At 72.0% G+C, this 24,911-nt stretch carries 25 protein-coding genes; 7 read left to right on the forward strand and 18 right to left on the reverse strand.

The genetic code is table 11. From position 1 onward, the window contains the following. Window positions 1-66: 66 nt before the first annotated feature. The 6 genes from ACIA77_RS05835 to ACIA77_RS05860 all read right to left on the reverse strand — a co-directional run bounded on the left by ACIA77_RS05835 (window position 67) and on the right by ACIA77_RS05860 (window position 4,567). Window positions 67-975 (reverse strand): diacylglycerol/lipid kinase family protein, encoded by a 909-nt coding sequence (locus ACIA77_RS05835; RefSeq protein ID WP_395884634.1) that lies wholly within the window; start codon window positions 973-975, stop codon window positions 67-69. A gap of 6 nt (window positions 976-981) precedes the next feature. Further along, entirely contained in the window at window positions 982-1,950 is a 969-nt protein-coding gene (gene tatC, locus ACIA77_RS05840; protein ID WP_395884635.1) for a twin-arginine translocase subunit TatC, read from the reverse strand. An 88-nt stretch (window positions 1,951-2,038) separates the two neighbouring features. Further along, window positions 2,039-2,341: a Sec-independent protein translocase subunit TatA gene (gene tatA / locus ACIA77_RS05845; RefSeq protein WP_395884636.1), complete on the reverse strand. Its 303-nt coding sequence runs from the start codon at window positions 2,339-2,341 to the stop codon at window positions 2,039-2,041. Window positions 2,342-2,374: 33 nt separating this feature from the next. Then, window positions 2,375-2,587: a bacteriophage holin gene (locus tag ACIA77_RS05850; RefSeq protein WP_395884637.1), complete on the reverse strand. Its 213-nt coding sequence runs from the start codon at window positions 2,585-2,587 to the stop codon at window positions 2,375-2,377. Between the two features lie 10 nt (window positions 2,588-2,597). Beyond that, complete coding sequence (locus tag ACIA77_RS05855; protein WP_395884638.1) at window positions 2,598-3,578, reverse strand: helix-turn-helix transcriptional regulator; 981 nt, start codon at window positions 3,576-3,578, stop codon at window positions 2,598-2,600. Beyond that, the gene (locus ACIA77_RS05860; protein ID WP_395884639.1) at window positions 3,575-4,567 is read right to left on the reverse strand and encodes a helix-turn-helix transcriptional regulator; all 993 of its coding nucleotides are present in this window, start codon (window positions 4,565-4,567) and stop codon (window positions 3,575-3,577) included. Before ACIA77_RS05860 ends, ACIA77_RS05855 begins: the two co-directional genes overlap by 4 nt. Before the next feature lie 121 nt (window positions 4,568-4,688). Between ACIA77_RS05860 and ACIA77_RS05865 the strand changes: the two genes are divergently transcribed. Continuing rightward, window positions 4,689-5,387 carry an SDR family oxidoreductase gene (locus ACIA77_RS05865; protein WP_395884640.1) on the forward strand — a complete coding sequence of 233 codons (699 nt, stop codon included), beginning with the start codon at window positions 4,689-4,691 and terminating at the stop codon, window positions 5,385-5,387. Here ACIA77_RS05865 and ACIA77_RS05870 read toward each other — a convergent pair. Beyond that, window positions 5,384-6,427: a WD40/YVTN/BNR-like repeat-containing protein gene (locus tag ACIA77_RS05870; RefSeq protein ID WP_395884641.1), complete on the reverse strand. Its 1,044-nt coding sequence runs from the start codon at window positions 6,425-6,427 to the stop codon at window positions 5,384-5,386. The genes ACIA77_RS05865 and ACIA77_RS05870 overlap by 4 nt on opposite strands. A 97-nt stretch (window positions 6,428-6,524) precedes the next feature. After that, a complete protein-coding gene (gene pafA, locus ACIA77_RS05875; RefSeq protein WP_204096269.1) occupies window positions 6,525-7,883 on the reverse strand; it encodes a Pup--protein ligase in 1,359 nt (452 codons plus the stop codon). Window positions 7,884-8,031: 148 nt separating this feature from the next. Between pafA and ACIA77_RS05880 the strand changes: the two genes are divergently transcribed. Then, window positions 8,032-9,531, forward strand: coding sequence for a bifunctional phosphatase PAP2/diacylglycerol kinase family protein (locus tag ACIA77_RS05880; RefSeq protein ID WP_395884642.1), 1,500 nt, complete (start codon window positions 8,032-8,034; stop codon window positions 9,529-9,531). Between the two features lie 159 nt (window positions 9,532-9,690). Continuing rightward, window positions 9,691-10,878, forward strand: coding sequence for an alpha/beta hydrolase (locus tag ACIA77_RS05885; RefSeq protein ID WP_395884643.1), 1,188 nt, complete (start codon window positions 9,691-9,693; stop codon window positions 10,876-10,878). A gap of 66 nt (window positions 10,879-10,944) precedes the next feature. On the opposite strand, the gene prcA is transcribed toward ACIA77_RS05885, so the two are convergent. The 4 genes from prcA to dop all read right to left on the reverse strand — a co-directional run bounded on the left by prcA (window position 10,945) and on the right by dop (window position 14,608). Next, complete coding sequence (prcA, locus tag ACIA77_RS05890; protein WP_395884644.1) at window positions 10,945-11,727, reverse strand: proteasome subunit alpha; 783 nt, start codon at window positions 11,725-11,727, stop codon at window positions 10,945-10,947. A gap of 67 nt (window positions 11,728-11,794) precedes the next feature. Then, on the reverse strand, window positions 11,795-12,661 hold the full coding sequence (gene prcB / locus ACIA77_RS05895) for a proteasome subunit beta (protein ID WP_395884645.1): 867 nt from the start codon (window positions 12,659-12,661) through the stop codon (window positions 11,795-11,797). 160 nt (window positions 12,662-12,821) lie between these two features. Beyond that, a complete protein-coding gene (locus ACIA77_RS05900) occupies window positions 12,822-13,016 on the reverse strand; it encodes a ubiquitin-like protein Pup (protein WP_204096274.1) in 195 nt (64 codons plus the stop codon). Between the two features lie 89 nt (window positions 13,017-13,105). Beyond that, entirely contained in the window at window positions 13,106-14,608 is a 1,503-nt protein-coding gene (gene dop / locus ACIA77_RS05905; protein ID WP_395884646.1) for a depupylase/deamidase Dop, read from the reverse strand. Window positions 14,609-14,649: 41 nt separating this feature from the next. Here dop and ACIA77_RS05910 point away from each other — a divergent pair, with 41 nt between their 5' ends. Next, window positions 14,650-15,162, forward strand: coding sequence for an NUDIX domain-containing protein (locus ACIA77_RS05910; RefSeq protein ID WP_395884647.1), 513 nt, complete (start codon window positions 14,650-14,652; stop codon window positions 15,160-15,162). On the opposite strand, the gene ACIA77_RS05915 is transcribed toward ACIA77_RS05910, so the two are convergent. The 3 genes from ACIA77_RS05915 to ACIA77_RS05925 form a co-directional block, all read right to left on the reverse strand. Then, the gene (locus ACIA77_RS05915; RefSeq protein WP_395884648.1) at window positions 15,153-15,782 is read right to left on the reverse strand and encodes a hypothetical protein; all 630 of its coding nucleotides are present in this window, start codon (window positions 15,780-15,782) and stop codon (window positions 15,153-15,155) included. The two genes, ACIA77_RS05910 and ACIA77_RS05915, sit on opposite strands and share 10 nt — an antisense overlap. Window positions 15,783-15,851: 69 nt before the next feature. Next, complete coding sequence (locus tag ACIA77_RS05920; protein WP_395884649.1) at window positions 15,852-16,775, reverse strand: aldo/keto reductase; 924 nt, start codon at window positions 16,773-16,775, stop codon at window positions 15,852-15,854. Between the two features lie 94 nt (window positions 16,776-16,869). Beyond that, entirely contained in the window at window positions 16,870-17,205 is a 336-nt protein-coding gene (locus ACIA77_RS05925) for a hypothetical protein (protein WP_395884992.1), read from the reverse strand. Window positions 17,206-17,329: 124 nt separating this feature from the next. Here ACIA77_RS05925 and ACIA77_RS05930 point away from each other — a divergent pair, with 124 nt between their 5' ends. Continuing rightward, on the forward strand, window positions 17,330-18,253 hold the full coding sequence (locus ACIA77_RS05930) for a DMT family transporter (RefSeq protein WP_395884650.1): 924 nt from the start codon (window positions 17,330-17,332) through the stop codon (window positions 18,251-18,253). A gap of 121 nt (window positions 18,254-18,374) precedes the next feature. Here ACIA77_RS05930 and arc read toward each other — a convergent pair whose 3' ends face one another. After that, window positions 18,375-20,177 carry a proteasome ATPase gene (arc, locus tag ACIA77_RS05935; RefSeq protein ID WP_395884651.1) on the reverse strand — a complete coding sequence of 601 codons (1,803 nt, stop codon included), beginning with the start codon at window positions 20,175-20,177 and terminating at the stop codon, window positions 18,375-18,377. Window positions 20,178-20,508: 331 nt separating this feature from the next. Between arc and ACIA77_RS05940 the strand changes: the two genes are divergently transcribed. Next, window positions 20,509-21,531, forward strand: coding sequence for a hypothetical protein (locus ACIA77_RS05940; RefSeq protein ID WP_395884652.1), 1,023 nt, complete (start codon window positions 20,509-20,511; stop codon window positions 21,529-21,531). 10 nt (window positions 21,532-21,541) lie between these two features. Beyond that, complete coding sequence (locus ACIA77_RS05945) at window positions 21,542-22,009, forward strand: hypothetical protein (RefSeq protein ID WP_395884653.1); 468 nt, start codon at window positions 21,542-21,544, stop codon at window positions 22,007-22,009. Window position 22,010: 1 nt separating this feature from the next. Here the strand turns inward: ACIA77_RS05945 and ACIA77_RS05950 are convergent, their stop codons facing one another. After that, window positions 22,011-22,841, reverse strand: a complete 831-nt coding sequence (locus ACIA77_RS05950) for a tRNA (adenine-N1)-methyltransferase (protein WP_395884654.1) — start codon at window positions 22,839-22,841, stop codon at window positions 22,011-22,013. 81 nt (window positions 22,842-22,922) lie between these two features. Further along, on the reverse strand, window positions 22,923-24,080 hold the full coding sequence (locus tag ACIA77_RS05955) for a M50 family metallopeptidase (RefSeq protein ID WP_395884655.1): 1,158 nt from the start codon (window positions 24,078-24,080) through the stop codon (window positions 22,923-22,925). Window positions 24,081-24,911 lie beyond the last annotated feature (831 nt).

Below are 24,911 nucleotides of genomic sequence, written 5' to 3' on the forward strand. Positions count from 1 at the left end.
CACTCAGGGTTCCACACGGCACCGACAGTCCGCACGCGGCGTGCCGACCGTTCGGTGACCGGCAGGTTACGGGAGCGGGGCGACGACTGTGAGCGCGCCGGGCACGCACGTGGCGGTGACGGGGGTGGTGCCCTGGGATTCGCCGTCGGCGTAGGCGGGCCAGTCACGGCCGTCGGGTGTGCCGGGGGCGTCGATGGCGAGGGTGCGGGTGCGCAGGGTGCGGACGGCGGGGTGGCCGAGGTGGGCGCCGGTGCGCAGGCCGGGCAGCAGGCGCAGCAGCTGGAGGCGGCCGGCGGCGCCGATGATCGTGACGTCGAACAGGCCGTCGTCGGGGGTGGCGCGGGGGCAGATGGGGACACCGCCGCCGTAGTACGGGGTGTTGCCGACGGCGACGAGGGTGGCGTCGAGTTCGAGGGTCTGCTCGTCGGTGCGGAGGGTGATGGGGCGGGGTGTGAAGGCGGCGAGCTCGGCGAGGATGGCGACGTCGTAGCGGCGCGGTCCGGTGGGCCAGTGCAGGTTGTTGGCGCGGGCGTTGACGGCGGCGTCGAAGCCGGAGCACAGGACGGTGGCGAACCACGCGTCGGCGGTGCGGCCGAGGTCGAGGCGGCGCCGGGTGCCGGTGCGCAGCGCGGCGGCGAGGGCGTCGGCGGCCTGGAGCGCGTCGGGTGGGGTGCCGAGGGCGCGGGCGAGGTCGTTGCCGGTGCCGGAGGGGACGAGGCCGAGGGCGACGTCGTGGTCGGCGCAGAACTGCACACCTTGGTGGGCGGCGCCGTCGCCGCCGAGGACCACGAGCACGTCGAGGCCCTCGGTGTGGGAGGAACGCATGAGGGCGCGGGATTCCTCGACGCTCGTGGCGACGAGCACGTCGAGCCGGTCGACGGCGGGGCGCAGCCGGTCGGCGACGGCTTCGGCGATGCGCGCGGCGGCTCCGTGGCCGGAGGCCGGGTGCACGGCCAGTGCTGCGTTCACGCCCACGGGCGCCTACGTGATGTCGTCGGTCGTCGTGGCGCGCGGCGAGGTCGCGGGCTCGTCTTCTTCGACGGTGCTCGGCGTGTAGTTGAAGGGCGCGGCTTCGTCGTCGGCGAGCTTGTCCCAGCCCTCGTCTTCGCGGATCTTGTCGCGCTTGCGGTCGTGGATGCGCGCGATCTGGATGGCGATCTCGAACAGGATCGTGAGCGCACCGGCGAGGCCGAGCATCGAGAACGGGTCGGAGCCCGGGGTGGCGAACGCGGCGAACACGAACAGCGCGAACAGGATGCCGCGGCGCCACTTGCGCAGCTGCTGGTACTTGACGACACCGACCATGTTGAGCATGACGATGATCAGCGGTAGTTCGAAACTCACGCCGAAGATGACCAGCAGCGACAGGATGAACGAGATGTACTTGTCCGCGGTGAGCGCCGTGACGAACTGTTCCTGACCGAACCCGGCGAGCAGCGCCAGCGCGTGCGGCACGAGCAGGTAGGCGAGCACTGCGCCGGCGACGAACAGCACGGACGCGAAGCCGACGAAGGTGAGCGCGTACTTGCGCTCCTTCGAGTACAGGCCCGGGGCGATGAACGCCCAGAACTGGTAGAGCCAGAACGGGGACAGCAGGACCGCGCCGGCGGCGATACCGATCTTGAGGCGGATCGTGAACGCTTCGAACGGCACGGTCTGCAGGAGCTTGCAGCCGCCCTGGTCGCCGCCGAACCGCTGCGAGGGGGGGATGGCGCAGTAGGGCTGGGTGACGATGTTGCCCAGTGACGGGATCGGGCCAAGGTGCTGCTCGAACCAGATGAACCCGAAGATGCCGCCGATCACCACGAACAGCAGGGCGAAGCCCAGCCTGCGGCGGAACTCGTAGATGTGCTCGATGAGCGTCATCGTGCCGTCGGGGTTCTTCCGACGGCTGCGCCTGGTCCGTTTGCTGCTGCGGCCGGCACCTGCGCCGTTGGCGGCTTCCGCCACTGGTCTTTCCGTTCTCGTCATAGCCCGTCGGAGCGCACCGGGGTTCAGCGCGCTCCGCGGACCGGGGACCGGGTGGTGCGGGTGGGACTCAGCTGGCGTTCTTCTGCGGCTGGTCGGCCGACGATCCCTGCTGCTTCTTCAGCTCGTCGAGCTGGCGCTGGAGGTCGGCGACCTGCTGGTCCTGCGCCGGGGCCGTCGACTGCGGGAGCTGACGGGTCTCGGCCTCTTCGGCTTCGGCCTTCTGCTCGCCCGTGAGGTCCTTGGTCTCGGCCTTGAAGATCTTCATGGACTTGCCGATGGAGCGGGCGGCGTCCGGAAGCCTCTTGGCTCCGAAGAGCAGAACCACGACGAGCACCAGCAGGATGATGTGCCACGGCTGCAGCGCGTTCATGGGTGGCCTCCTTGTTTCGAGTCGTTGCCGATTTTACTGGTTTTCCGGTGTCTCGCGGCGCTGCGCCACGGCCACGCGAAGTGCTGCCGACCGGGCCCGGATGAGCCCGGTCCGGTCCTGGGTGTCCTCAGCCACCATGCTCACCGTGCGGCGGAAGCCGCGCAAGACTCTGATCGTCCGCACCAGCAGGAGGATCAGGACGAGCAGGCCCGCCGCGAGCAGCACGTAGGTGGGCAAGTACGACACGTGGGTTACCTTAACGGCCGTAGGTTGACGGTAGGTGACGGGATCGGGCCACCGCGTCGGCCGCTCGCCGTCGAACGGCGTCGGCCAGTGTGACGGGGCTCTCCACCTGCGCATCTCCCCCGAGTCCGAGGACCAGGCGGACCATCCAGGACTCGTCCGCGTAGCGCATCCGGATTCGCAACCGGCCGCCGTCGAGCTCGTCGAGCTCTTCGCACGGGTAGTACTCGGCGACCCAGCGCGCGTCGGGGTCGAGCACGAGCTCGGCCTCCTGCTGGTCGGGCCGCGCGGAGAACACGCCGTTGGACAGGTCGGTGGGGCGGGCGTGCGCGGGCGGCGCGGCCGGTTCGTCGAGCACGGTCAGCTCGTCGATGCGGTCCAGCCGGAACAGCCGCACCCCTTCGACGCGGCGGCACCACGCTTCGAGGTAACCGACGGCCTGCACGATCAGCAGCCGCATCGGGTCCACGGTGCGTTCGGTGACCTGGTCCTTGGACGCGGTGTAGTACCGGATCCGCAGGGCGCGCCCGGCCTGCAGCGCGGCCGCGACCTCCTCGCGGGTCTTCGCGGCGCGTTTGCCTTCGCGGACACCGCCGCCGACCACGACCCCGGCGGGCTGGGCCTGCCCGGCCGCGTCTTCGATCTTGGCGATGGACCGGCGGACCGCGTCGCCGTCGACCACGCCGGGGGTTTCGGCGAGCGCCCGCAGCGCGACGAGCAGGGCGGTGGCCTCGCCGCCGGTGAGGCGCAGGGGCCGGCTCATGCCGGCGTCGTGGGTGACGACGATGGTGTCGCCTTCGAAGGACAGGTCGATGAGGTCACCGGGGCCGTAGCCGGGCAGGCCGCACATCCACAGCAGCTCGAGGTCCTTGCGCAGCTGCCGGGGGGTGACGTCGAAGTCGTGGGCCGCCTCGTCGATCCGCACGCCCGGGCGCGCGAGCAGGTAGGGCACGAGCGCCAGCAGGCGCGGCATGCGCTCTCCGGATCCGCTCACCGGGCGCTCCCCTGCTCGGCGCGGGCGAGGACGGCCTCGAGCCGGTGGTGCACGGACTTGGCCAGCACGTCGGGTTCGAGCACGAGCACGTCGGGGCCCTGGGCGGCGATCCAGTCGGCGGCCGATTCGGGGAAGTACAGGCCGATCTCGACGATGTCGCCCTCTTCGCCACCGATGGTTTCGCGGCCGACGACCTGCGCTCGGCGGCGGACGCCCGCGGCGCGGCCGTCGGCGATCCACAGCCGGGCGGTCGTGACGGGGTTCTGCTCGTCGCCAGTGCCGGTGACCGACACGAGCTTGAGCAGGTTGACGCCTTCCGGGCGGGTCACGGCGCCGGGCGGGCCGACGGGCGTGACCGCGCCGGTGACCCGCGACAGCCGGAAGCAGCGGGTGGCGCCGCGGTCGCGGTCGTGCCCGACGACGTACCAGCGGGCGCGCCACGACACGACGCCCCACGGTTCGAGCTCGCGCATCCGGCGCTCCGGGGAGCCGCTGCGGCGGTACTCGAACCGCACAGCCTGGCCGTGCTGCACGGCGGCGAGCAGCGGCCCGAAAGCCGGTTCGGCGCGCACCCGGGGTTCGATCACGGTGTTGGCCTGGTCGTCGACCTCCACTCCGGCGGCGCGCAGCTTCACGAGCGCGCCCTGGGCCTGGCCGGTCAGCTCGGGCGAGTCCCACAGGCGCACCGCGAGGCCGACCGCGGCGGCTTCGTCGGGGGCCAGGTCGATCTCGCCCAGCTCGTAGTCGCGGCGGGCGATGCGGTAGCCCTCGACGGGGTCGAAGGCGGAGTTGCGACCGGTCTCCAGCGGGATGCCGAGCTCCCGCAGCTCGGTCTTGTCGCGTTCGAACGTGCGGAAGAAGGCCTCGTCGCTGACCGCGTCGGCGTACCCGGGCACGATCCCGCGGATCCGCTCGGCGGTGAGGTACTGCCGGGTGGACAGGAGGGCGAGCACGAGGTTGACCAGCCGTTCGGCGCGTGCGGTGGACACCCGTTAACCCTAGCTCTCCTTCTCGTCCTCGTTCGTGAGGTTCCCCGAACCCGCGTCGGCGTGCCTCGGCGGGTTTTTCGCCGCCTCTCGTGCGTGCGCGGACACCCCTAGCCTGGGTGGCATGACTGAACGTGTGCTGCTGGTGACCGGAGCGTCGCGGGGGATCGGCGCGGCGACGGCGAGGCGGGCCGTGGCCGCCGGGTTCCGCGTGGGGCTCGTCGCACGCAACCCCGGCTCGGTGGGACCGCTCGCGGCGGAACTCGGCGAAGAGCGGGCGCTGCCGCTGGCCGCCGACGTGGCCGACTGGCCGGGCATCTCGCGTGCCGTGGAGGCGGTGCTGGCCCGGTTCGGCCGCCTCGACGCGGTGTTCGCGAACGCCGGGATCGGCATGGGGGTGTCGTTCTTCGGCGACGGCGGCGCGGAACCCGAGCGGTGGCGGGAGCTGGTGCTGACCAACGTCTACGGCGCCGCGCTCACGGCACGCGCGACGTTGCCGGCGCTCGCCGAATCCGGCGGGCACCTCGTGCTGACCGGTTCGGTCGCGGGCCGCTACCCGCGCAAGGGCAGCCTGTACTCGGCGACGAAGTGGGCGGTCAGCGGCATGGCCGCGGGGATCCGGGAAGAGGCGGTGGGCACCGGCGTGCGGGTGACGCTGGTGCAGCCTGGCATCACCGACACCGACATCCTCACCGACGAACAGAAGCGCAAGCCCAAGCTCGAGGCCGACGACGTGGCCCGCGCCGTGCTCTACGCGCTCGAGCAGCCGCCGACGGTGGACGTCAACGAGATCATGGTCCGCCCGACCGGGCAGGTCCTCTAGCGCGCCAGCCGGGCGACGCGCCCGGCGGTGCCGCCGGCCCAGCAGCTGCCGAGCGGCGTGCAGTCGACCGTGTCGAAGCTGCCGGTGTCGAAGGAGCTCCAGTGACGGCCGCCGTCGCGGCTTACGTCGCTGCCGCCGGGTCCGACGGCGAGGACCGACCCGCCGAGCCACGCCAGCCCCGACCGGTAGCCCGCCGGGTACTGCGGCGGGGTGCGCCAAGTGCGGCCGCGGTCGCCCGAGAGCGCGACGGCCGGGCCCGGCGCGGTGGGGTCGGCGAAGTCCCCGCCGATGGCGACGCCCTGCCACGGCGTGCGGAACGCCAGGGCGAACACCCCCGCCGAGGCGCTGCTGGGCAGCGGGGTGGCGGCGACGGTCCAGTGCCGGCCGGCGTCGCCGGTGTGCAGCACGCGGGCGGTGGCGCCGCCGCCGGTGGCGAGCCACGCGTCGAACGGCCCGGACGTGGTCAGGCACTGGCCGCTCGCGGCGAACCCGGCCTCGCCGGGCAGCGCGGGCGGGAACGCGGCCTCGGGCACCTGCCGCCAGGTGCGGCCGCCGTCGGCGGTGGCCTGCACGCGGAACTTCCCGTCGACGGGGTCGCTCATCGCCAGCCCGCGCCGGGGGTCGAAGAACGCGACGCAGTCGTAGAACGCGGCCGGGTCGGGGTTGCGGAAGGTCTCGCGCCAGTGCCGGCCGGCGTCGTCGGTGCGGTAGATCCGGGAGTCGGTGCCGGGGCCGATCGAGAGGACCACGGCGTGGTCGGCGTCGAACGCCTCGATGTCCCGGAATTCCAGGGTGCCGGCGCCCGACGGGCCGACCGGTGTCCAGGTCCGCCCGGCGTCGGTGGTGCGCAGCACCGTGCCCCCGGTGCCGCTGACCCACGCCACGCGGCCGCTGACCGCCGAAAGCCCGCGGAACTGCGCCGTGGTCCCGGTGGGCGTGAGCTGCCACGACGGGAGCCGCTGAGCCGCGGACGCGACGCCGCCGGCGACGAGCGGGAGGACGGCACCGAACAGGACCAGCAACGCACGCACGACACGCATCCGCCGATCCTGCCGCACCCCGGTGGCGACTTTCGTCGGGAACGCCGAAGGGGCCGTCCCGGCGGTGCGGGACGGCCCCTTCGGCGGTGGTCCGGGGCTACAGCGAGCTGATCAGGCGTTCCACCCGCTCGTCGACCGAGCGGAACGGGTCCTTGCACAGCACGGTCCGCTGCGCCTGGTCGTTGAGCTTCAGGTGCACCCAGTCGACGGTGAAGTCGCGCCCGGCGGCCTGCGCGGCGGCGATGAAGTCGCCGCGCAGCTTCGCGCGGGTGGTCTGCGGCGGGGTGTCCTTCGCGGCCTCGATCTCACCGTCGTCGGTGACGCGGCGGACCAGGCCCTTGCGCTGCAGCAGGTCGAAGATGCCCCGGCCGCGGCGGATGTCGTGGTAGGCCAGGTCGAGCTGCGCGACCCGCGGGCTGGACAGGTCCAGGTCGTGCTTGGCGCGGTAGCGCTCGACGAGGCGGTGCTTGATCGCCCAGTCGATCTCGGTGTCGATCTTGCTGAAGTCCTGCTGCTCCACCGCTTCCAGGGCGCGGCCCCACAGTTCGACGACGCGTTCGTTGGCCGGGGTGGAGCCGTTCTCCTTGAGGTGCTGCACGGCGCGGGCGTGGTACTCGCGCTGGATGTCCAGCGCCGACGCTTCGCGGCCGCCGGCGAGGCGCACCTGGCGGCGGCCGGTGAGGTCGTGGCTGATCTCGCGGATCGCCCTGATCGGGTTGTCCAGGGTGAAGTCGCGGAACTGCACGCCCGCCTCGATCATCTCCAGCACCAGGTTCGCGGAGCCGATCTTGAGCATCGTGGTCGGCTCGGCCATGTTCGAGTCGCCCACGATCACGTGCAGGCGCCGGTAGCGCTCGGCGTCGGCGTGGGGCTCGTCGCGGGTGTTGATGATGGGCCGCGACCGGGTGGTGGCGCTGGAGACGCCCTCCCAGATGTGCTCGGCGCGCTGCGACAGGCAGTACACGGCGCCGCGCGGGGTCTGCAGGACCTTGCCCGCGCCGCAGATCAGCTGGCGGGTGACGAGGAACGGCAGCAGCACGTCGGCGATCCGGGAGAACTCGCCGGCGCGGGTCACGAGGTAGTTCTCGTGGCAGCCGTAGGAGTTGCCCGCCGAGTCGGTGTTGTTCTTGAACAGGAAGATGTCGCCGCCGATGCCCTCGTCGGCCAGCCGCCGCTCGGCGTCGACCAGCAGGTCCTCGAGGATCCGCTCACCGGCCTTGTCGTGGGTGACCAGCTGGGTGAGGTCGTCGCACTCGGCCGTCGCGTACTCGGGGTGCGACCCGACGTCGAGGTACAGCCGGGAGCCGTTGGAGAGGAACACGTTCGACGAGCGTCCCCACGACACGACCCGCCTGAAGAGATACCGCGCGACCTCGTCGGGCGAGAGCCTGCGCTGACCGTGGAAGGTGCACGTGACCCCGAACTCGGTCTCGATGCCAAAGATCCGCCGCTGCATCCCACCAGAGTAGGCGCTGCACCCCCACCTGAGGTGCGCCGTTCGGGCGGCGACACGCGGTCGGTACGTTGCAAACGCGAGAAACACCGCGCGGAACCGGCCTGAACCGGGCGCGGCGCCACCCCTGGCGGAGAAGAGGTCAGCGACGGTGTTCCACCAGCTCAGCCGCCCGTTCCGGAAGGTCGGACGCACCGACCGGGCCCTCATCGCGCGCAGTGCGGCGCTGCCGCGCACGCGCGCCGACGACCTCCTCGGCTGGCTTTCCAAATCCGCGAACAAATCCCGGTTGTGGTGGGTCGTGGCGGCTCTGCTGGCCACGCGCAAGGGCGCGACGCGGAGGGGCGCCCTGCGCGGGGTGGCCGCGATCGCCGGGGCGAGCGCGGCGGCGAACCTGCTCGGCAAGCCGGTGTTCCCGCGGCGGCGCCCCGCCGAGGACGAGGTCCCCGAGCACCGGCGGCTGCGCAAGCGCCCGACGTCCTCGTCGTTCCCGTCCGGGCACGCCGCTTCTGCGGCCGCGTTCACCACGGCCGTGGCGATGGAGTCGCCCCGCGCGGGGCTCGCCCTCGCCCCGCTGGCCGGCGCGGTCGCGTACTCGCGCGTGCACACCGGGGTGCACTGGCCCAGCGACGTCGGCGCCGGCGTGGTCATCGGGGTCACCGTCGCGACGCTGACGCGGCACTGGTGGCCCCTGCACCCCGACGTGCCCGCCCACACCGCCCACACCGCCGAGGCGCCCGAGATGCGCGACGGCGAGGACATGCTGGCCCTGGTCAACCCCCACTCCGGCGTCGACGGCCTTGACCCCACCGAAGACGTCCGCTACGCCTGGCCGAAGGCCACGCTGCTCTACCCCGACGCGCACCAGGACCTGCGCGAACAGCTCAAGTCCGAGATCGACGCGCGGGGCGGCACCGTGCGCGCCCTCGGCGTCGCCGGGGGTGACGGCACGGTCGCCGCCGTCGCGTCCGTCGCCGCCGAACGGGGACTGCCGCTCGCCCTCATCCCCGCTGGCACGCTCAACCACTTCGCCCGCGACGTCGGCGTGCGCTCCATGCCCGACGCCGACGCCGCCACCGAAGCGGGCAACGCGGTCGGCATCGACCTCGGTGAGGTCGAAGTCCACGGCGCGGGCGAGGCCGGGCACCGCTGGTTCGTCAACACCGCGAGCCTCGGCGGCTACCCGGAAATGGTGCGGCTGCGGGAGAAGCTGCAGGAGAAGCACCCGAAGTGGCCCGCGGCCGCGCTCGCGCTCGCCCGCGTGCTGCGCCGCGCCAAACCCCTGCCGATTCTGCTCAACGGCCGGCGCGCCGAGGTCTGGCTGATCTTCGTCGGCAACGGCACCTACTCCCCCAAGGGTTTCGCCCCCTCCCGGCGCCCGGCCCTGGACACCGGCCTGCTCGACGTGCGCTACCTGCGCGCCGACCTGCCCTACTCCCGGGCCCGGTTCCTGCTGGCGATGATCAGCAACAGCCTCAACGCGAGCCACGTGTACCAGCAGCTCGACGTACCCGAACTGCGCGTGGAACTGCTCGACGGCAACCGCCGCGTCGCCACCGACGGCGAGGTCGGCCCGCTGGGCAACGAGTTCGTGTTCCGCGCCCGCCCCAGCGCGCTCACGATCTACCGCAACCCCGACGACCGGGCTTGACCCGCGCTTTACCCGCTCTCAACGAATCCACAGCACCCCGCCCGTAGGTTGATCTTGCCAGCTGCGGGCGCCCCTGCCCGCTCCCGTACCCGGCAGGGACCCCCACGTGCGTTTCCCCTCCCACGGCGCCACTCGCCGCCCCCGCCCCGCGGCGGCGCGATGACCGCGCACCCCGCCGCGGATCCCGTGCTGCCACCCGACATCACCGCCCACGCGCGCGACCTCGGGCCCCTCGAATCGCCCCTGATCTGGCTCACCGCCGCCGGTGCCGCGGTCGCCGTGCTCGCCGTGAGCATCGCCCTGGCTCACCACCGGCGCGCCCGCCGCTGGGGCACCGCGGGCACGGCGGTCCTCTTCCTCGTCGCCGCCGTCACGGCCGTCAACGGCTACGTCGGCTACGTCCGCACCCCCGACGACCTCAGCCGGCTGTTCGAACGCGGCTCCGGCGCCGCCGACGCCGTGGGCATGCTCCTCGACGACGGCGTCGACCAACCCGACGCCGCCCCCGACAGCGCCGCGGCCACCCACCCGGGCCCGGCCGGCAGCGGCGAGCGCATCGACGTGCTGAGCCTGCCCGACCCCGCCCACGCCGTGCCCTCCGGCGAGAACTACGTGATCCTCCCGCCCGGCTACACCGACCCCGCCAACACCGCCCGCCGCTACCCGGTCGTCTACCTCATCCACGGCTACCCCTACGGCGGCCCCCGCGACTGGCTCACCTCCGGCGCCGCCCCCGACACGCTGCGCAGCCTCGAAACCGAGCACGTGATCGCCCCGATGATCACCGTCAGCGTCGACCTCACCGCCGGCGCGCCCAGCAAGGACTGGGAAGGCCTCGACGTACCCGGCGGCCCCCAGCTCGAGACCTACCTCGCGAAAACGGTCGTCGCCGCGGTCGACCACCGCTACCGCACCATCCCCGACCGCCGCCACCGCGCCCTCGGCGGCATGTCCGGCGGCGGGTTCGCCGCCCTCAACACCGGCCTGCACCACCTCGACGAGTTCGCCACCCTCGTCATCGCCCTGCCCTACGACGACCTCAACGACTCCATCGGCATCCTCAGCGGCCACCCCGCCGCCGTCGCCGCCAACACCCCGCGCCGCTACCTGCCCACCATGGCCTTCCCCCAGCCCATCGCCGTCATGCTCGCCGTCGGCACCGGCGCCCCCACCGACGTCGCCACCGCCCGCCGCATCGCCGACGCCCTCCACCGCCGCGACCAGGAAGCCGTCGTCCACAGCGAACACGGCTTCAACCACACCTGGCACACCGCCCGCGCGACCCTGCCCTACCTGCTCGCCTTCGCCGACGAACACTTCCGCCCCGCCAGCGCCCCCGCGTCCTGAACGACCCCGAAACGCCAGGTGGGCCGCCCGGAAACCCGGACGGCCCACCCGACACACTTCGCAGCGTCACTCCTTCGCGGAGCCACCCTCATCCGACGACTCCGACGACTCCGACGGCTTGTCACCCTCGTCCTTCGCCGGCGGCTCCGGCAGCAACGCATCCAGCGCCGCCCCCGTCAACCGGCGGAACGCACGCCGTGGCCGCTCCCGGTCCAGCACCGCCACCTCGAGCTTGATCTGATCCGGCTCCGACCCGCCGTTGTTGCCGTTCGACGACGACGCGCTCGCCCGCAACCCCTCGATCGCCGTCGCCAGCGCCGTGCGCAGATCGTTCTCCGGATCCACCGTGTCCTTCAGCTTCGATCCGATCGGCTCCGTCTGCCCGCCCATCACCACGAACGGCGACTCGTCGAAGATCGACCCGTCGTAGGTCAGCCGGTACAGCTGATCCTCCGACTGGTTCGCCCCGACCTCCGCCACGCACACCTCCACCTCGAACGGCTTCAGCTGCTCGGTGAAGATGCTGCCCAGCGTCGCCGCGTAAGCGTTCGCCAGCGCCCGCGCACTCACATCACGCCGGTCGTACTGGTAACCCTTCAGATCCGCGTGCCGGATCCCCGCCACCCGCAGGTTCTCGAACTCCGAATACCGGCCCACCGCGGCGAACCCGATCCGGTCGTAGATCTCCGACACCTTGTGCAACGTCGCCGACGGGTTCTCCGCCACGAACAGCACCCCGCCGGAGTACTTCAAGACCACCACGCTCCGCCCGCGCGCAATACCCTTGCGCGCCAGCTCGGAACGCTCCCGCATCAACTGCTCGGGAGAGGCATACAACGGCATCGTCACGGTGTCGGCTCCACGTTCTCCGGTGTACCGGCGGTCGAAGGTTCAGCGTTCGGGAAAGTCACGGCACTCAGCTCTGCCGGTGGTGGTTGCGCTCGGCCCGGCCCGCGACCACGGCCTCCGCGACAGCGCCCGTCTGCTCCGCGGGCAGCTGCACCGCACCCTGCTCCGCGGTGATCGTGACGACGCTCGGGAAGATCCGCCGCACCAGGTCCGGCCCGCCACTCGCGGTGTCGTCGTCCGCGGCGTCGTACAACGCCTCCATCGCCGTCCGCACCGCCGCCTCGACGTCCGCATCCGGGTCGTAGAGCTTCTTCAGCGCCGACTTCGCGAACAACGAACCCGAACCCACACCCGCGTACCCGGCGTTCTCCTCGTACCGGCCACCCGCCGCGTCGTACGACACGATCCGGCCCGCGTGCTTCGCGTCCTCGGCCTCGAGGTCGTACCCCACGAACAGCGGCACCACGGCCAGCCCGGCCATCGCCATGTCCAGGTTGGCCTTCACCATGCCGGCCAGCTTGTTCGTCTTGCCGTCCAGCGACAGCGACACACCCTCGATCTTCTCGTAGTGCGCCAGCTCCACCGCGTACAACCGCACCATCTCCACGGCCAGGCCCGCGGTCCCCGCGATCCCCACCGCCGAGTACTCGTCCGTGACGTGCACCTTCTCGATGTCCCGGCTCGCGATCAGGTTCCCCGACGTTGCCCGCCGGTCACCCGCGATCAGCACACCCCCGGCGAACGTCAGCGCCACGATCGTCGTCCCGTGCGGCACCCCGAGCTCACCCGCGCCCGACGACGGCACCCGCCGCGCCGGCAACAGCTCAGGCGCCTGCTCCCGCACGAAGTCCGCGAACGACGACGACGCCGGCGAGAAGTAGGAGGCAGGCAGGCCCGGTCCCGAAAAACCCGCCCGAGGGGAGGTGTTGTCCATACGTGCTCTTGGTTCCCATCTGTGCTGTGCGCCCGTCCTGCGAACACCCGGGCGCGCGCTGTGCCGACACCGTGCCACGACACCACCGCGAACCCCGCGGCGGCACGCCGACCGGCGCCGCCCCCGGGTGTGCCCGGGGACGGTCACCGGCCGCGAACGACTACTCGCCGCCCTTCTGCACGTAGGCGCGAACGAAGTCCTCGGCGTTCTCCTCCAGCACGTCGTCGATCTCGTCGAGGATGGTGTCGACGTCCTCGCCCATCTTCTCGCGCCGCTCCTGGCCCGCCGCTCCGGTGGCCTCGAACTCCTCGTCGGAGTCGCCGCCGCCGTGCTTCTCGATCTTCTCCTGCGCCATCTCGCCTCCCGGTGTGGCCGATGATTCCTAGCCTACCCAGCGGCCCCGACATTCGGGGCAACACCGCGGTCCCGATCCACCGCCTCGGCCTAGTCCGAGCCGGTGATGGCCTCGACCAGCTCCTCCGCCGTCGCCGCCGCGTCGAGCAGCTTCCCGACGTGCGCCTTCGTCCCCCGCAACGGCTCCAGCGTGGGAATCCGCACCAGCGACTCCTTGCCCACGTCGAAGATCACCGAATCCCACGACGCGGCCGCGATCGAAGTCGCATACTTCTCCAGCGCCCGGCCCCGGAAGTACGCCCGCGTGTCCGACGGCGGCGTCGTGATCGCCGCCTGGACCTCCTCCTCCGTGACCAGCCGCTTCATCGAGCCCCGCGTCACCAGCCGGTTGTACAGGCCCTTCGCCAGCCGCACGTCCGAGTACTGCAGGTCCACCAGCCGCAACCGCGGCGCACCCCACGCCAGCTGGTCCCGCTCCCGGTACCCCTCCAGCAACCGCAGCTTCGCCGGCCAGTCCAGCCGGTCCGCGCACTCCTGCGGATCCCGCGCCAGCGCGTCCAGCACCTCGCCCCAGACCCGCAGAACCTCCTTCGACGCCTCGTCCGCGCCCGTGCGCTCCAGGTTCGACGCCGCGATCTCGTGGTAGGCGAACTGCAGGTCCAGCCCCGTGAACTTCTTCCCGTTCGCCAGCTCGACCTTCGTCTTCAACGTCGGGTCGTGGCTGATCTTGTGCACCGCCCGCACCGGCTCGTCCAGCTTCAGCTCGTCGAACCGGATCCCCGACTCGATGAGGTCCAGGACCAGCGCCGTCGTCCCCACCTTCAGGTACGTCGAGTACTCCGCCAGGTTCGCGTCACCGACGATGACGTGCAGCCGCCGGTACTTGTCCGCGTCCGCGTGCGGCTCGTCGCGCGTGTTGATGATCCCGCGCTTGAGCGTCGTCTCCAGCCCGACCTCGACCTCGATGTAGTCCGCGCGCTGCGAGAGCTGGAACCCGGCTTCCTCGCTCTGCTGCCCGATCCCCACCCGCCCCGAACCGCACATGACCTGCCGCGACACGAAGAACGGCGTCAGCCCCGCGATCACCGCTGTGAACGGCGTCGACCGCGCCATCAGGTAGTTCTCGTGCGTGCCGTAGCTCGCGCCCTTGCCGTCCACGTTGTTCTTGTACAGCTGCAAAGCCGGCTGCCCGGGCACGGTCGCCGCCTTCACGGCGGCCTCCTCCATCACCCGTTCCCCGGCCTTGTCCCAGATCACCGCGTCCCGCGCGTTCGTGACTTCCGGCGCCGAGTACTCCGGGTGCGCGTGGTCCACGTACAACCGCGCACCGTTCGTCAGGATGACGTTAGCGGCCCCCAGGTCCTCCACGTCCGGATCGTGCCCCGGCCCACCCGGCCCCGTCAGGTCGAACCCGCGCGCGTCGCGCAACGGCGACTCCACCTCGTAGTCCCACCGGGCCCGCCGGGCCCGCGGAATGTCAGCAGCCGCCGCGTAGGCGAGCACGACCTGCGTCGAGGTGAGCACCGGGTTCGCCGTGGCGTCCCCGGGCACGGCGATGCCGTACTCGACTTCGGTTCCCATGATCCGGCGCATACCCAACACCCTACGGGGTGCACGCGTGCGACGATGCCCCCATGCCAGGCAGTGACGAACTCGTTGCCCTCTATGACCGGACCGGCCGCGCCGTCGGACAGGCACTGCGCTCCCACGTGCGCGCCGAAGGACTCTGGCACGCCGCCGGCGTCGTGCTCGTCCGTTCGGGCGACGGGAAGTCCGTCTACGTCCACCTGCGCACCGCGGACAAGGACATCTTCCCGTCCACCTGGGACTGCTGGGCCGGCGGCGTCGTCGCCGCGGGCGAAACCCCCGCCGAGTGCGCCCGCCGCGAACTCGCCGAAGAACTGGGTGTCCACGGAGTGGAACCGGAACCCTTGTTCACCAAGATCTACGACGAAGGCACCGTCCACTGCCACAACTTCGCCTTCGAAGTCCGCTGGGACGGCCCCATCCGCCACCAGCCCGAAGAGATCGCCGAAGGCCGCTGGATGCCACTCGACGACCTCCGCGCGTGGGTCTTCGACCCGGCCAGCCCGTTCATCCCCGACGGCCGCGCCGGCGTTCAGGAGTGGTTCCACCGCTACGGCTGAGCGACCAGCTTCGCCACCACCCGCGGCAACAGCCGCTTCGCCGCGTCCGCCGCCCGCGCCGGCGTGCTCGCCACCACGCACAACGCCGACACCAACTCGCCCTTCGCCACCAGCACCGTGCACGTCGAACCGTCGCACCACGCCCGCTGGCCCGTCACACCCGGCTGCGGCGGCACCGCCAGCACCTGACCCGCACACTGCGTCGCCGACACCACTTCGGCACCCGACCGGCCCGGGTACGCCGTGACCTCGTGCGTCAACCCCGACCCACTCGGGTACACCCAGCTCGCCGACCGCCGCTCCCCCGGCGCCAGCCCGGACAGGCACCCGGACGCCTTTCCCGAGCCCGGCACGACCCCTTCGTCCGCAACGTCCTCATCGGACAGCAGCGCCGCCGATGCCGCGGCACCCGCCGCGACGCGCGGATCCGGCACCGGCGCGGACGGACTCGGCGCCGCGGGGCGTGCGGCCGGCGGCGGAACCACCGGAGCGGCCGAGGTGGCGTCGTTCACCGGTGGATCGTCGTAGTACGTCTCGAGGTTGTTGGGCCGGTTGCCACACGCGGTCGTGAGCCCGGCCAGCGCCACCGCCGCCACCGCGAACACCTGCCGATGACGCACCTGCCGCCCCTCCGGAAGATCCGCGGCCCACCGGTCGGGGCCGCGATGCAGCGAGGGTAGTGCAGCCGCTCAGTCCCACCCGAGGTGGGACCGGTGCCGCCAGTACTCCTCCGCCGGCTCGGCCAGCCCCGCCAGCTCGGCCGTTTCCTCGGCCGTCAGCGAAATCCGCGCGGCATCCAGGTTCGACGCCAGCTGGTGCGTGCTCGAGGGCCCCACGATCGCCGTCGACACCCAGCCGTTCGCCAGCACCGCCGCCACAGCGACGGCGTCCGGACCCACACCGTGCGCGGCGGCGATGCGCGTGATCGGCTCCGGTGCCTCCACCACCAGCCGGCCGTTGGCCAGCGTCTCCTTGACCAGCACCCGTTTTCCCGCCGCGCGCGCCTCCGCCAGCGCCGCACCCACGGAGGGTTCGAGCACGTTCCAAGTGGACTGCACCGACGAGAACACCGGCCGCCCGGCCACTTCCAGCTCGAACGCGCGCCGCACGGCGTCGGCCTGAGCCGGGCCGGACGTCGAAAACCCGACCTCCACGCCCTGCTCCGCCAGCGCCGCCAGCGCGTCGATCAGCGCTTCGTCCGAGAACAATGGACTGTCCACAGTGAGCGAATGCACCTGGTAGAGCCGCACGCGCTCCCCCAGCAGCGCCCGGGTTTCCGCCCACTGCCCGGCGAACCGCGCGGCCGAGTGTTCCTTCACCTCGTGCACCGGCGCGTCCAGGCGCCACTCGCCGACGTAGCGGTAACCCCACTTGCTCGACACCGTCACGTCGGTGTGCCCGGTCTCCGCGAACCAGCTCGCCAGGAAGTCCTCGGCCAGCCCGTACGAACGCGCGACGTCGACCCAGCGCACGCCGGCGGCGTACGCGGCGTCGAGCACCTCGTGGGTCGCGGCGCGCATGGCCGGCACGTCGCGCGTGCCCGGCAGTTCCCGGCCGAGGTTGATGTACGCGGGCCGGCCGAGTGCGGCGAGCCCGACCGCGATGCGCTCCATTTCGAGGTTCCTCGTCTGTGCGGGTTCGTGAGTGGTGACACGAAGGCGTTGTCAGCCGCTGGTTTTCTTCGGCGGCGGCCAGATGTATAGGTCGTTATACACTTTGTTTGTGCCGGAGGATGGCGAGCCATTGGCCGGAGTTCTGGGCCTGGCGGTGGAGTTTTTCGAGGCGGGCGGCCGGGGCGCGGACGTAGCCCTTGCCGAAGACGGGAGCGATCTGGCGGAGGCTGGCGCCCTCCTCGCGGGCGGCGAGCAGGGCCCAGTCGGAGGCGTCGGCGCAGGCCGCGGAGGCGCGGCGCAGCTCCCCCAGCAGGTCGATGAGGTCGGTGGCGCCGAGCTCCCCCGCCTGGACGGCGGCCGCGGCCGTCTCGAGCCAGGCCAGGACGTCGGCTTCGGTGATCGGGGCGCGCGGGCGCGGGGCGTCGTCGATGCTCACGGCCGGGAAGTATAGGTCGTTATACACCAACGTCGAGTGACGTGACCGAAAACCGCTGGCCCCACGGCGTGGCGGGCCCGTTGACTGGCCGGTGTCCGAGGCGAGCGAGTGGAGGGTCATGGCCGGGAGGTCCGGCATCGCCGCGCGGTTCGTCGCGCTGGCGGTGGTGTGGGGTGCGAGTTTCCTGTTCATCAAGGTCGGCTTGCGGGGCCTCTCCCCCACCCAGGTGGCGCTGGCGCGCGTCGCGTTCGGGGCGCTGGCGCTGGCCGCCGTCCTGGCGGCCCGGCGCCGGCCGCTCCCCCGCGAGCCCGCGCTGTGGGGCCACCTCGCGGTGGTGTCGGTGCTGTTGTGCGCGGCGCCGTTCCTGCTGTTCTCGTGGGCCGAACAGTACGTCTCGTCCGGCTTGGCCAGCATCTTCAACGCGACCACACCGCTGCTGACGATGGTGTTCGCCGCCGCGGTCCTGCCCGCGGAACGGCTCACCGCGCCCCGGGTGACGGGGCTGCTGCTGGGTTTCGCGGGCGGGCTGACCCTCGTGGGCGTGTGGCGGGGCGTGGACCTGTCCCACGAGCTCACGGTGCAGCTGGCGTGCCTGGGCGCCACGACGTGCTACGGCGCGGCTTTCGTGTACCTGCGCCGGTTCGTGTCGCCGCGGGGCGCGGATCCGGTCGTGGTGGCCTTCGGGCAGACCGCGTCGGCGACGGTGCTGCTCGCCCTGCTGGCACCGGCCATCGCGACCCAGCCGGTGCACCTCGACGCCACTGTCGTGCTGAGCGTGCTGGCGCTGGGCGTGCTCGGGACCGGCCTCGCCTACGTGTGGAACACGGCCGTCGTGGCGTCGTGGGGCGCCGCGCACGCGTCTTCGGTGACGTACCTCACACCCGTCGTGGGTGTCGTGCTCGGCGTCCTCGTGCTGCACGAGCCCGTGCACTGGAACGAACCCGCCGGAGCGGTGCTCGTGGTGCTCGGAATCCTGGCCTCACACGGGAAACTCGTCCCCCGCCGCCGCCACCCCGACCCGGAGCCGGCCGGCACGAGGTGACCACCGCGGGGGTCCGGGGGCGTGCCCCGGGCGAGGCTTGGGGTTACACCCCCAAAGAGACAGCGGGTGAGGCCTGGCTTGCGCACTGCGCAAGCAGACCTCACCCGCCGCACTCGACTTCCTACAGGTACTGACCCGTGTTGGTGGCGGTGTCGATCGCCCGTCCCGAGTCCTGGTTCTTGCCGGTGACGAGGGTGCGGATGTACACGATCCGCTCCCCCTTCTTGCCGGAGATCCGGGCCCAGTCGTCCGGGTTCGTGGTGTTCGGCAGGTCCTCGTTCTCCGCGAACTCGTCGACGATCGCGTCCAGCAGGTGCTGCACGCGCAGACCGGGCTGCTTCGTCTCCAGCACCGACTTGATCGCCGACTTCTTCGCCCGGTCCACGATGTTCTGGATCATCGCGCCCGAGTTGAAGTCACGGAAGTACAGGACTTCCTTGTCCCCGTTGGCGTAGGTGACCTCCAGGAACCGGTTCTCGTCGCTCTCCTCGTACATGCGCTCGACGGTGTGCTGGATCATCGCGTCGAACGTGGCCTTCTGGTCCCCGCCGAACTCCGCCAGGTCGTCGGCGTGGATCGGCAGGCCCTCGGCCAGGTACTTCGAGAAGATGTCCTTCGCGCCTTCGGCGTCCGGACGCTCGATCTTGATCTTCACGTCGAGCCGGCCCGGCCGCAGGATCGCCGGGTCGATCATGTCTTCGCGGTTGGAGGCGCCGATGACGATGACGTTCTCCAGGCCTTCGACACCGTCGATCTCCGACAGCAGCTGCGGCACGATCGTGGTCTCCACGTCGGAGGACACGCCCGAGCCACGGGTGCGGAAGATCGAGTCCATCTCGTCGAAGAACACGATGACCGGCGTGCCCTCGGAGGCCTTCTCCCGTGCTCGCTGGAAGATCAGCCGGATCGACCGCTCGGTCTCGCCGACGAACTTGTTCAGCAGCTCGGGACCCTTGATGTTGAGGAAGTAGGACTTGCCGTCCGCCTTCTCACCGCGGGCCTCGGCGACCTTCTTGGCCAGGGAGTTGGCCACCGCCTTGGCGATGAGCGTCTTCCCGCAGCCCGGAGGGCCGTACAGCAGCACGCCCTTGGGCGGGCGCAGCTGGTACTGCTGGTAGAGGTCGGCGTGCAGGAACGGCAGCTCCACGGCGTCGCGGATCTGCTCGATCTGCCGGGCCAGGCCGCCGATGTCCTCGTAGCGGACGTCCGGCACCTCTTCCAGCACGAGGTCCTCGACCTCGGCCTTCGGCACGCGCTCGTACGCGTACCCGACCTTCGAGTCGACCAGCAGCGAATCGCCCGGCTTGAGCGGCTGCTCGATCAGCGGATCGGCGAGCAGGACCACCCGCTCCTCGTCCGCGTGCCCGACGACCAGAGCACGAAGGATGCCACCCTCGTCCTCGGGCTCGAGCACCTCGCGCAACGCGCACACCTCGCCGGTGCGCTCGAAGTCGCCACCTTCGACGACCGTGAGCGCCTCGTTGAGGCGCAGGGCCTGGCCGCGGCGCAGCGACGAGATCTCCACGGCCGGCGACACCGAGACCCGCATCTTGCGGCCCGCGGTGTAGACGTCCACCGTGTTGTCCTCGTACGAGGCGACGAAGACCCCGTAGCCGCTCGGCGGCTGGGCCAGGCGGTCGACCTCTTCGCGGAGGGCGAGCAGCTGGCCCCGCGCCTCGCGCAGGGTCTCGACCAGTTTCGTGTTGCGTTCGGTGAGCTGGCTCACCCGTTCGGTCGCCTCGGCGAGGCGTTGTTCCAGAACTCGGTTCTGGCGCGGTGAATCGGTGAGTTTGCGACGCAAGAGCGCCACTTCTTCCTCGAGAAAGCGGATCTGCCGGGCTTGTTGCTCAGGCGTCTGCCCAGCTCCGCTCGTTGCTGAAGGGTCGGCCTCCTCGCGCCGACCTCCGGGAAGGTCATGATGCATCGGGCACCTCCTCGGAGTGCTTTTCATTCCACGGTACCGGCGATCACCGACAAGAAAAGGCCTTTCCGCATCACAAGATCGGCGCGTCGCGTTTTCCGCACCCGCCCAGCACGGTCGGCGCCGCGGCGCAAGCGGCCGATTCGGTGCCCGGGCACCGGAGGCCGTCACGTCCGGTTCCACCAGGCGAAAGCGAGCAGGCTCCTGGTACCCCGGCACCGGTGCCGCCAACCGTCCCCACCGCCGGATTCCGGCCTGAGCGCACCGATCCCGGCCGCCCTGGCTAGCATCCGGAGCCAGGTCGTACTCGGAAGAACGTCAGGGGGCTCCACACATGACCTACCCGCCGCAGCAGCCCGGTGGTCACGGCCAGCAAGGCGGTGGCTTTGGGGGTTACGGCCAGCAGCCGAATCCCTACGGACAGTCCCAGCCCGGCGGTGGTCAGCCCCAGTCCGGCCCTCAGCAGCAGCCCGGCTACCCGGGCGCGCAGCCGCAGTACGGCCAGCAGCCGGCCCAGCCGCACCAGGGCGGCTGGGGGCAGCAGGGCGGCTACCCGCAGAGCGGGCCGCAGCAGCAGCCCGGGTACCCGCAGCAGCAGCAACCGCCGCAGTTCGGACAGCAGGATCCGTACCAGCAGGGCGGAACCCAGCAGTTCGGCCAGCCCCAGCCCTACCAGCAGCCGGGTGGGACGCAGCAGTTCGGCCAGCCCGAATCGTTCCAGCAGGGCGGGTTCGGCGATCAGTACGGCCAACCGGGTGGTTACCACCAGTGGGGCGGTTACGACGAGGAACCGCCCAAGAAAAAGAAGACCGGCCTGATCATCGGGATCGCCGTGGGCGTCGTCGTGGTGGCCGGTGCCGCGATCGGGCTCGTCATCGGGCTGTCCGGCGACGACAAGGGCAAAACGGACACCGCGGCCCCGCCGGCCGCCCCCGCGCCGACCGGAGCGCCGACCGGAGCGCCGAACAACGGCGCACCCTCGCGCCCCAGCACGAGCGCCGGGTCGAACCCCACCACGGGTTCGACCGGGTCGACGGGCTCGACCGGTGGGCCCGCCGGCCCCGCGCCGGGCGGCAAGCCGACCGCGCAGGAACTGTTCCAGGCCGCCGCGGACGACTTCAGCGCCGGCGACGGCGCGGCGCTCGCGACCCTGGCGTGCCGCAGCCTCTACGACGGCGGCGCGGTGCAGATCCAGACGATCCAGATCCAGCTCACCGGTTCCGCACAGGAGAACGGTGACAATGCGTCCGTGCGGTACCGGGCGACCCAGGGTGCGAAGCAGGCGAACGGGACGATGACCTCCAAGCGCGAGGCCGGCGTCTGGTGCCTCGTCGACGCCCAGGCGGACAAGCAGTGAGACCCCGGCGGTGAGTCGCCGACTCACCGCCGGGCTCGTCGTGCTCGGCGCACTCGTGGCCGGGGCTGCGCTCGGCTTGGTGCTCGTCGCACCGGCCGGGCCGTCCGCGCCCCCGCCGCCGCCCTCGCAGCCGGTTTCCCCGCCGGTTGCTCCGGCACCCAGCACGACTGCGGGTTCCGCGAGCGACGCCGACGTCGCCGCGACGAACGTGCTCGCGAACGCCATCGCCGACGCCATCCGGCACGCCGACGCGAAGGAGTTCGGCCGCCTCACGTGCCGCGCGCAGACCTCGCAGGCCCTCGCCGACCTCCAGGCGAAGTGGGACGCCGCGGGACCGCTCACGGTGACCCTGGCCGGGCCGCCCGTCGTCGGCGGGGATTCGGCCGGGGTGACCGTGCACGTGGAGGGCGCGGGCGGGCGCAAGGACACGCCGTTCCCGATGCACCGCGAGAACGGCCGGTGGTGCGTCCCGGGTTAGCTCAGCCCTTGCCCTTGCTGGGGCGGCGCGACACGCGCGGGGACACGGTGCCGTCGGCGAGGCGGCGCGCGGTGAGGAGGAACGCCGTGTGCGCGACCATGCGGTGGTCAGGGCGCACCGCGAGACCGACGACGTGCCACGGGCGCATGAGCGTTTCCCACGATTCGGGCTCGGTCCAGCACTGCTGTTCCCGCAACGACTCCGTCACGCGCGAAAGTTGTGTGACAGTCGCCACATACACCGTGAGGACCCCGCCGGGCACGAGGTGCGCGGCCACGTTCGGCAGCTGGTCCCACGGCGCCAGCATGTCGAGCACCACGCGGTCGACTTCACCGGCGTGCGTCGCGAGGTCCGCGACGGTCAGCGTCCAGTTGGCCGGCTTCTCGCCGAAGAACTTCACGACGTTGCGCTCGGCGTGCTCCGCGTGGTCGTCACGGATCTCGTAGGAGGACACGTGCCCGGCGGGGCCGACGGCGCGCAGCAGCGAGCACGTGAGCGCACCCGAACCGGCGCCGGCCTCGAGCACCCGGGCGCCGGGGAAGATGTCACCCCACATCACGATCTGCGCCGCGTCCTTGGGGTAGATGACCTGCGCGCCGCGCGGCATCGAGAGCACGTAGTCGGGCAGCAGGGGCCGCAGCGCGAGGTAGGTGCTGCCGCCCGCCGAGGTCACGACGGAGCCTTCGGGACGCCCGATGAGGTCGTCGTGCGCGAGCGCGCCGCGGTGCGTGTGGTACTCGCCGCCGTCGGCGAGCGTGAGGGTGTAGTGCCGGCCCTTCGAGTCCGTCAACTGAACCCGGTCCCCTGGGCGAAACGGTCCGCTGACCGACAACTTCTTCCTCCACCTCACACGCGAAACGCTGGCGTCAGATCCTCGCAGGTCGTCCGCGCGGGCCGCCCGTCGGGTGCACGCTCAGTAAGCGCGGCGGCCCCGGACGAGGGCCGCTCGCAGATCTTCGCGCCGCAGCACGCCCGCCGGGCGGCCTTCGTCGTCGACCACGAGGAACTGCCAGGCGGGCGTTTCGCGCACGCGCTCGGCGATCTCCTCCCCCGGTTCGGAGGCCAGCAGCACCGTCTCGGCGCGGATGGGTTCGGCGGCCAGCTCCGCCGGTGCGTGCGGGTGGGTGCCGGCGAGCTGCTCGGCCGCCTGCTCGTCGAGCAGTCCCGCGGCAACACCGTCGGCGCGCACCAGCACCACTCCGCGGCCGGCCGAGGCGGCGAGCGCGTCGGACACGGGGCTTTCCGCGGGCAGCTGCAGGACGGGGCGCACGAGCTCGGTCAGCTCGAGGCCGTCGGGCCAGCTGCGCCGCGCTTCGGCCGCGAGTTCGGAGCGGGCGCCGAGGATCACGAACCACGCCGTGACGAGGCACACGCCCAGCCGCAGCCAGCGGTCTTCGCTCGCCGTCGCAAGGCCCCACAGCGCCCACACGATCAGGCCGGTCGCGACGAGCGCTCCCCCGGCCACCGCGGCGCGCGTGCCCTTGGCCCGCAGGCCCGTCGCGGCCCAGACGCCGGCGCGCACGAGCCGCCCGCCGTCGAGCGGCAGGCCGGGGAGCAGGTTGAACAGGCCCACCGCGAAGTTCGCGACGGCGCACTCGGCCACGAGCAGCCACACCGCGCCGTCGGGCGGCACCGCGAACATCAGCAGCGCGCAGAACCCGCCCAGCACCAAGGAGACCGCGGGCCCGGCGGCCGCGACGAGGCCTTCCTGGCCCGGCCGCCGCGGCGTGCGCGCGACCTCGGACAACCCGCCGAGCAGGAAGAGCCTGAGCCGGCGCACGGGGATTCCGAGCCGCAGCGCGACGAGGCAGTGCCCCAGCTCGTGCGCGAGCACCGAAAGGCCCAGCAGCACCGCGAACGCGGCCGCCAGCAGCCAGGACGTCGGCGTCGACGCCTCCGGCAGCAGCCGGCCCACCAGCGGCGCGTAGAGGACGACGATGATCAGCGACCCGATCCACCACGAGGGCGACAGCAGCACCGGCACCCCGCCGACGCGGAACAGCAGCAGCCCGCCGTCGCCGGGCGCGGCGCGCCGGGACGGCCCGGCGCCGTGCTGTCGGGTCGCGGCCATGCCGGGAAGCGTAGAGGTCCCCGTGTGGGAAGCGGGTGATCCGGGCTTCCCGGACGGGTGGTGTCGGTCATGCTCCGCCCCGTCCCGGCTTCTCCTCGCCCCCCGCGCGATCGCCCCGGCTCCGCCCCGCTCCAGCCCCACTGCGCCCTCACGCCGCCCTTCTCGCGGCCGCGAAACCGCACCTCAGGATCACGCCGCCCGCCTCGTCCCACATCCCGGAACCGCGAGAAACCCACTCCCGCGACCACCCCGGGCCCGCCTCCACCACCACGGTCTCGCGGCACCTTCGCCGCACACCTTCAGACCGACTCAACCCCACCCGCCGGATCGCGCCGCCCTTTGTGCCGCCGTGCGACTGCACCGAAGGAAAACGCCGCCCATTTCTTCCCACATCGCGGGAACGCGACGGACCCACCCGCGATCACCCCGGCCCGCCTCCACCACCACGGTCGCGCAAACTTCGCCCCGCATCCCCGGACCGACTCAACCTCCCCGAGGGATCGCGCCGTCCTTTCCCTCCTGCGGACTGCGGCCACCCCACCGCGCAGCCGCCCCGGGCGGCCAGCGCACCACCCTCCCGCAGCGCCCACCACGGGATCGCACCGCCAGCTTCGGCCCGCACCACGGGACGGCGACAGCCTCACCCCCGGGATCACACCCGCCTCGCCTCCGCCAACGGGCCGCTTCGCGCCAACTTCGCCCCACCGCGCCGACTCAACCTCACGTGCGGGATCGCGCCGGCTTCTGGACTGAGCGGTGGGATCGGGCCCCCGCCCCAGGCACCCGGGGGGGAGAATCCCGGGGGTTAAGGTACCCCCCCCTTGCCGGAGG

The sequence above is a fragment of the Amycolatopsis sp. NPDC051903 genome (assembly GCF_044452505.1).
In the GTDB taxonomy this organism is placed as follows: domain Bacteria; phylum Actinomycetota; class Actinomycetes; order Mycobacteriales; family Pseudonocardiaceae; genus Amycolatopsis.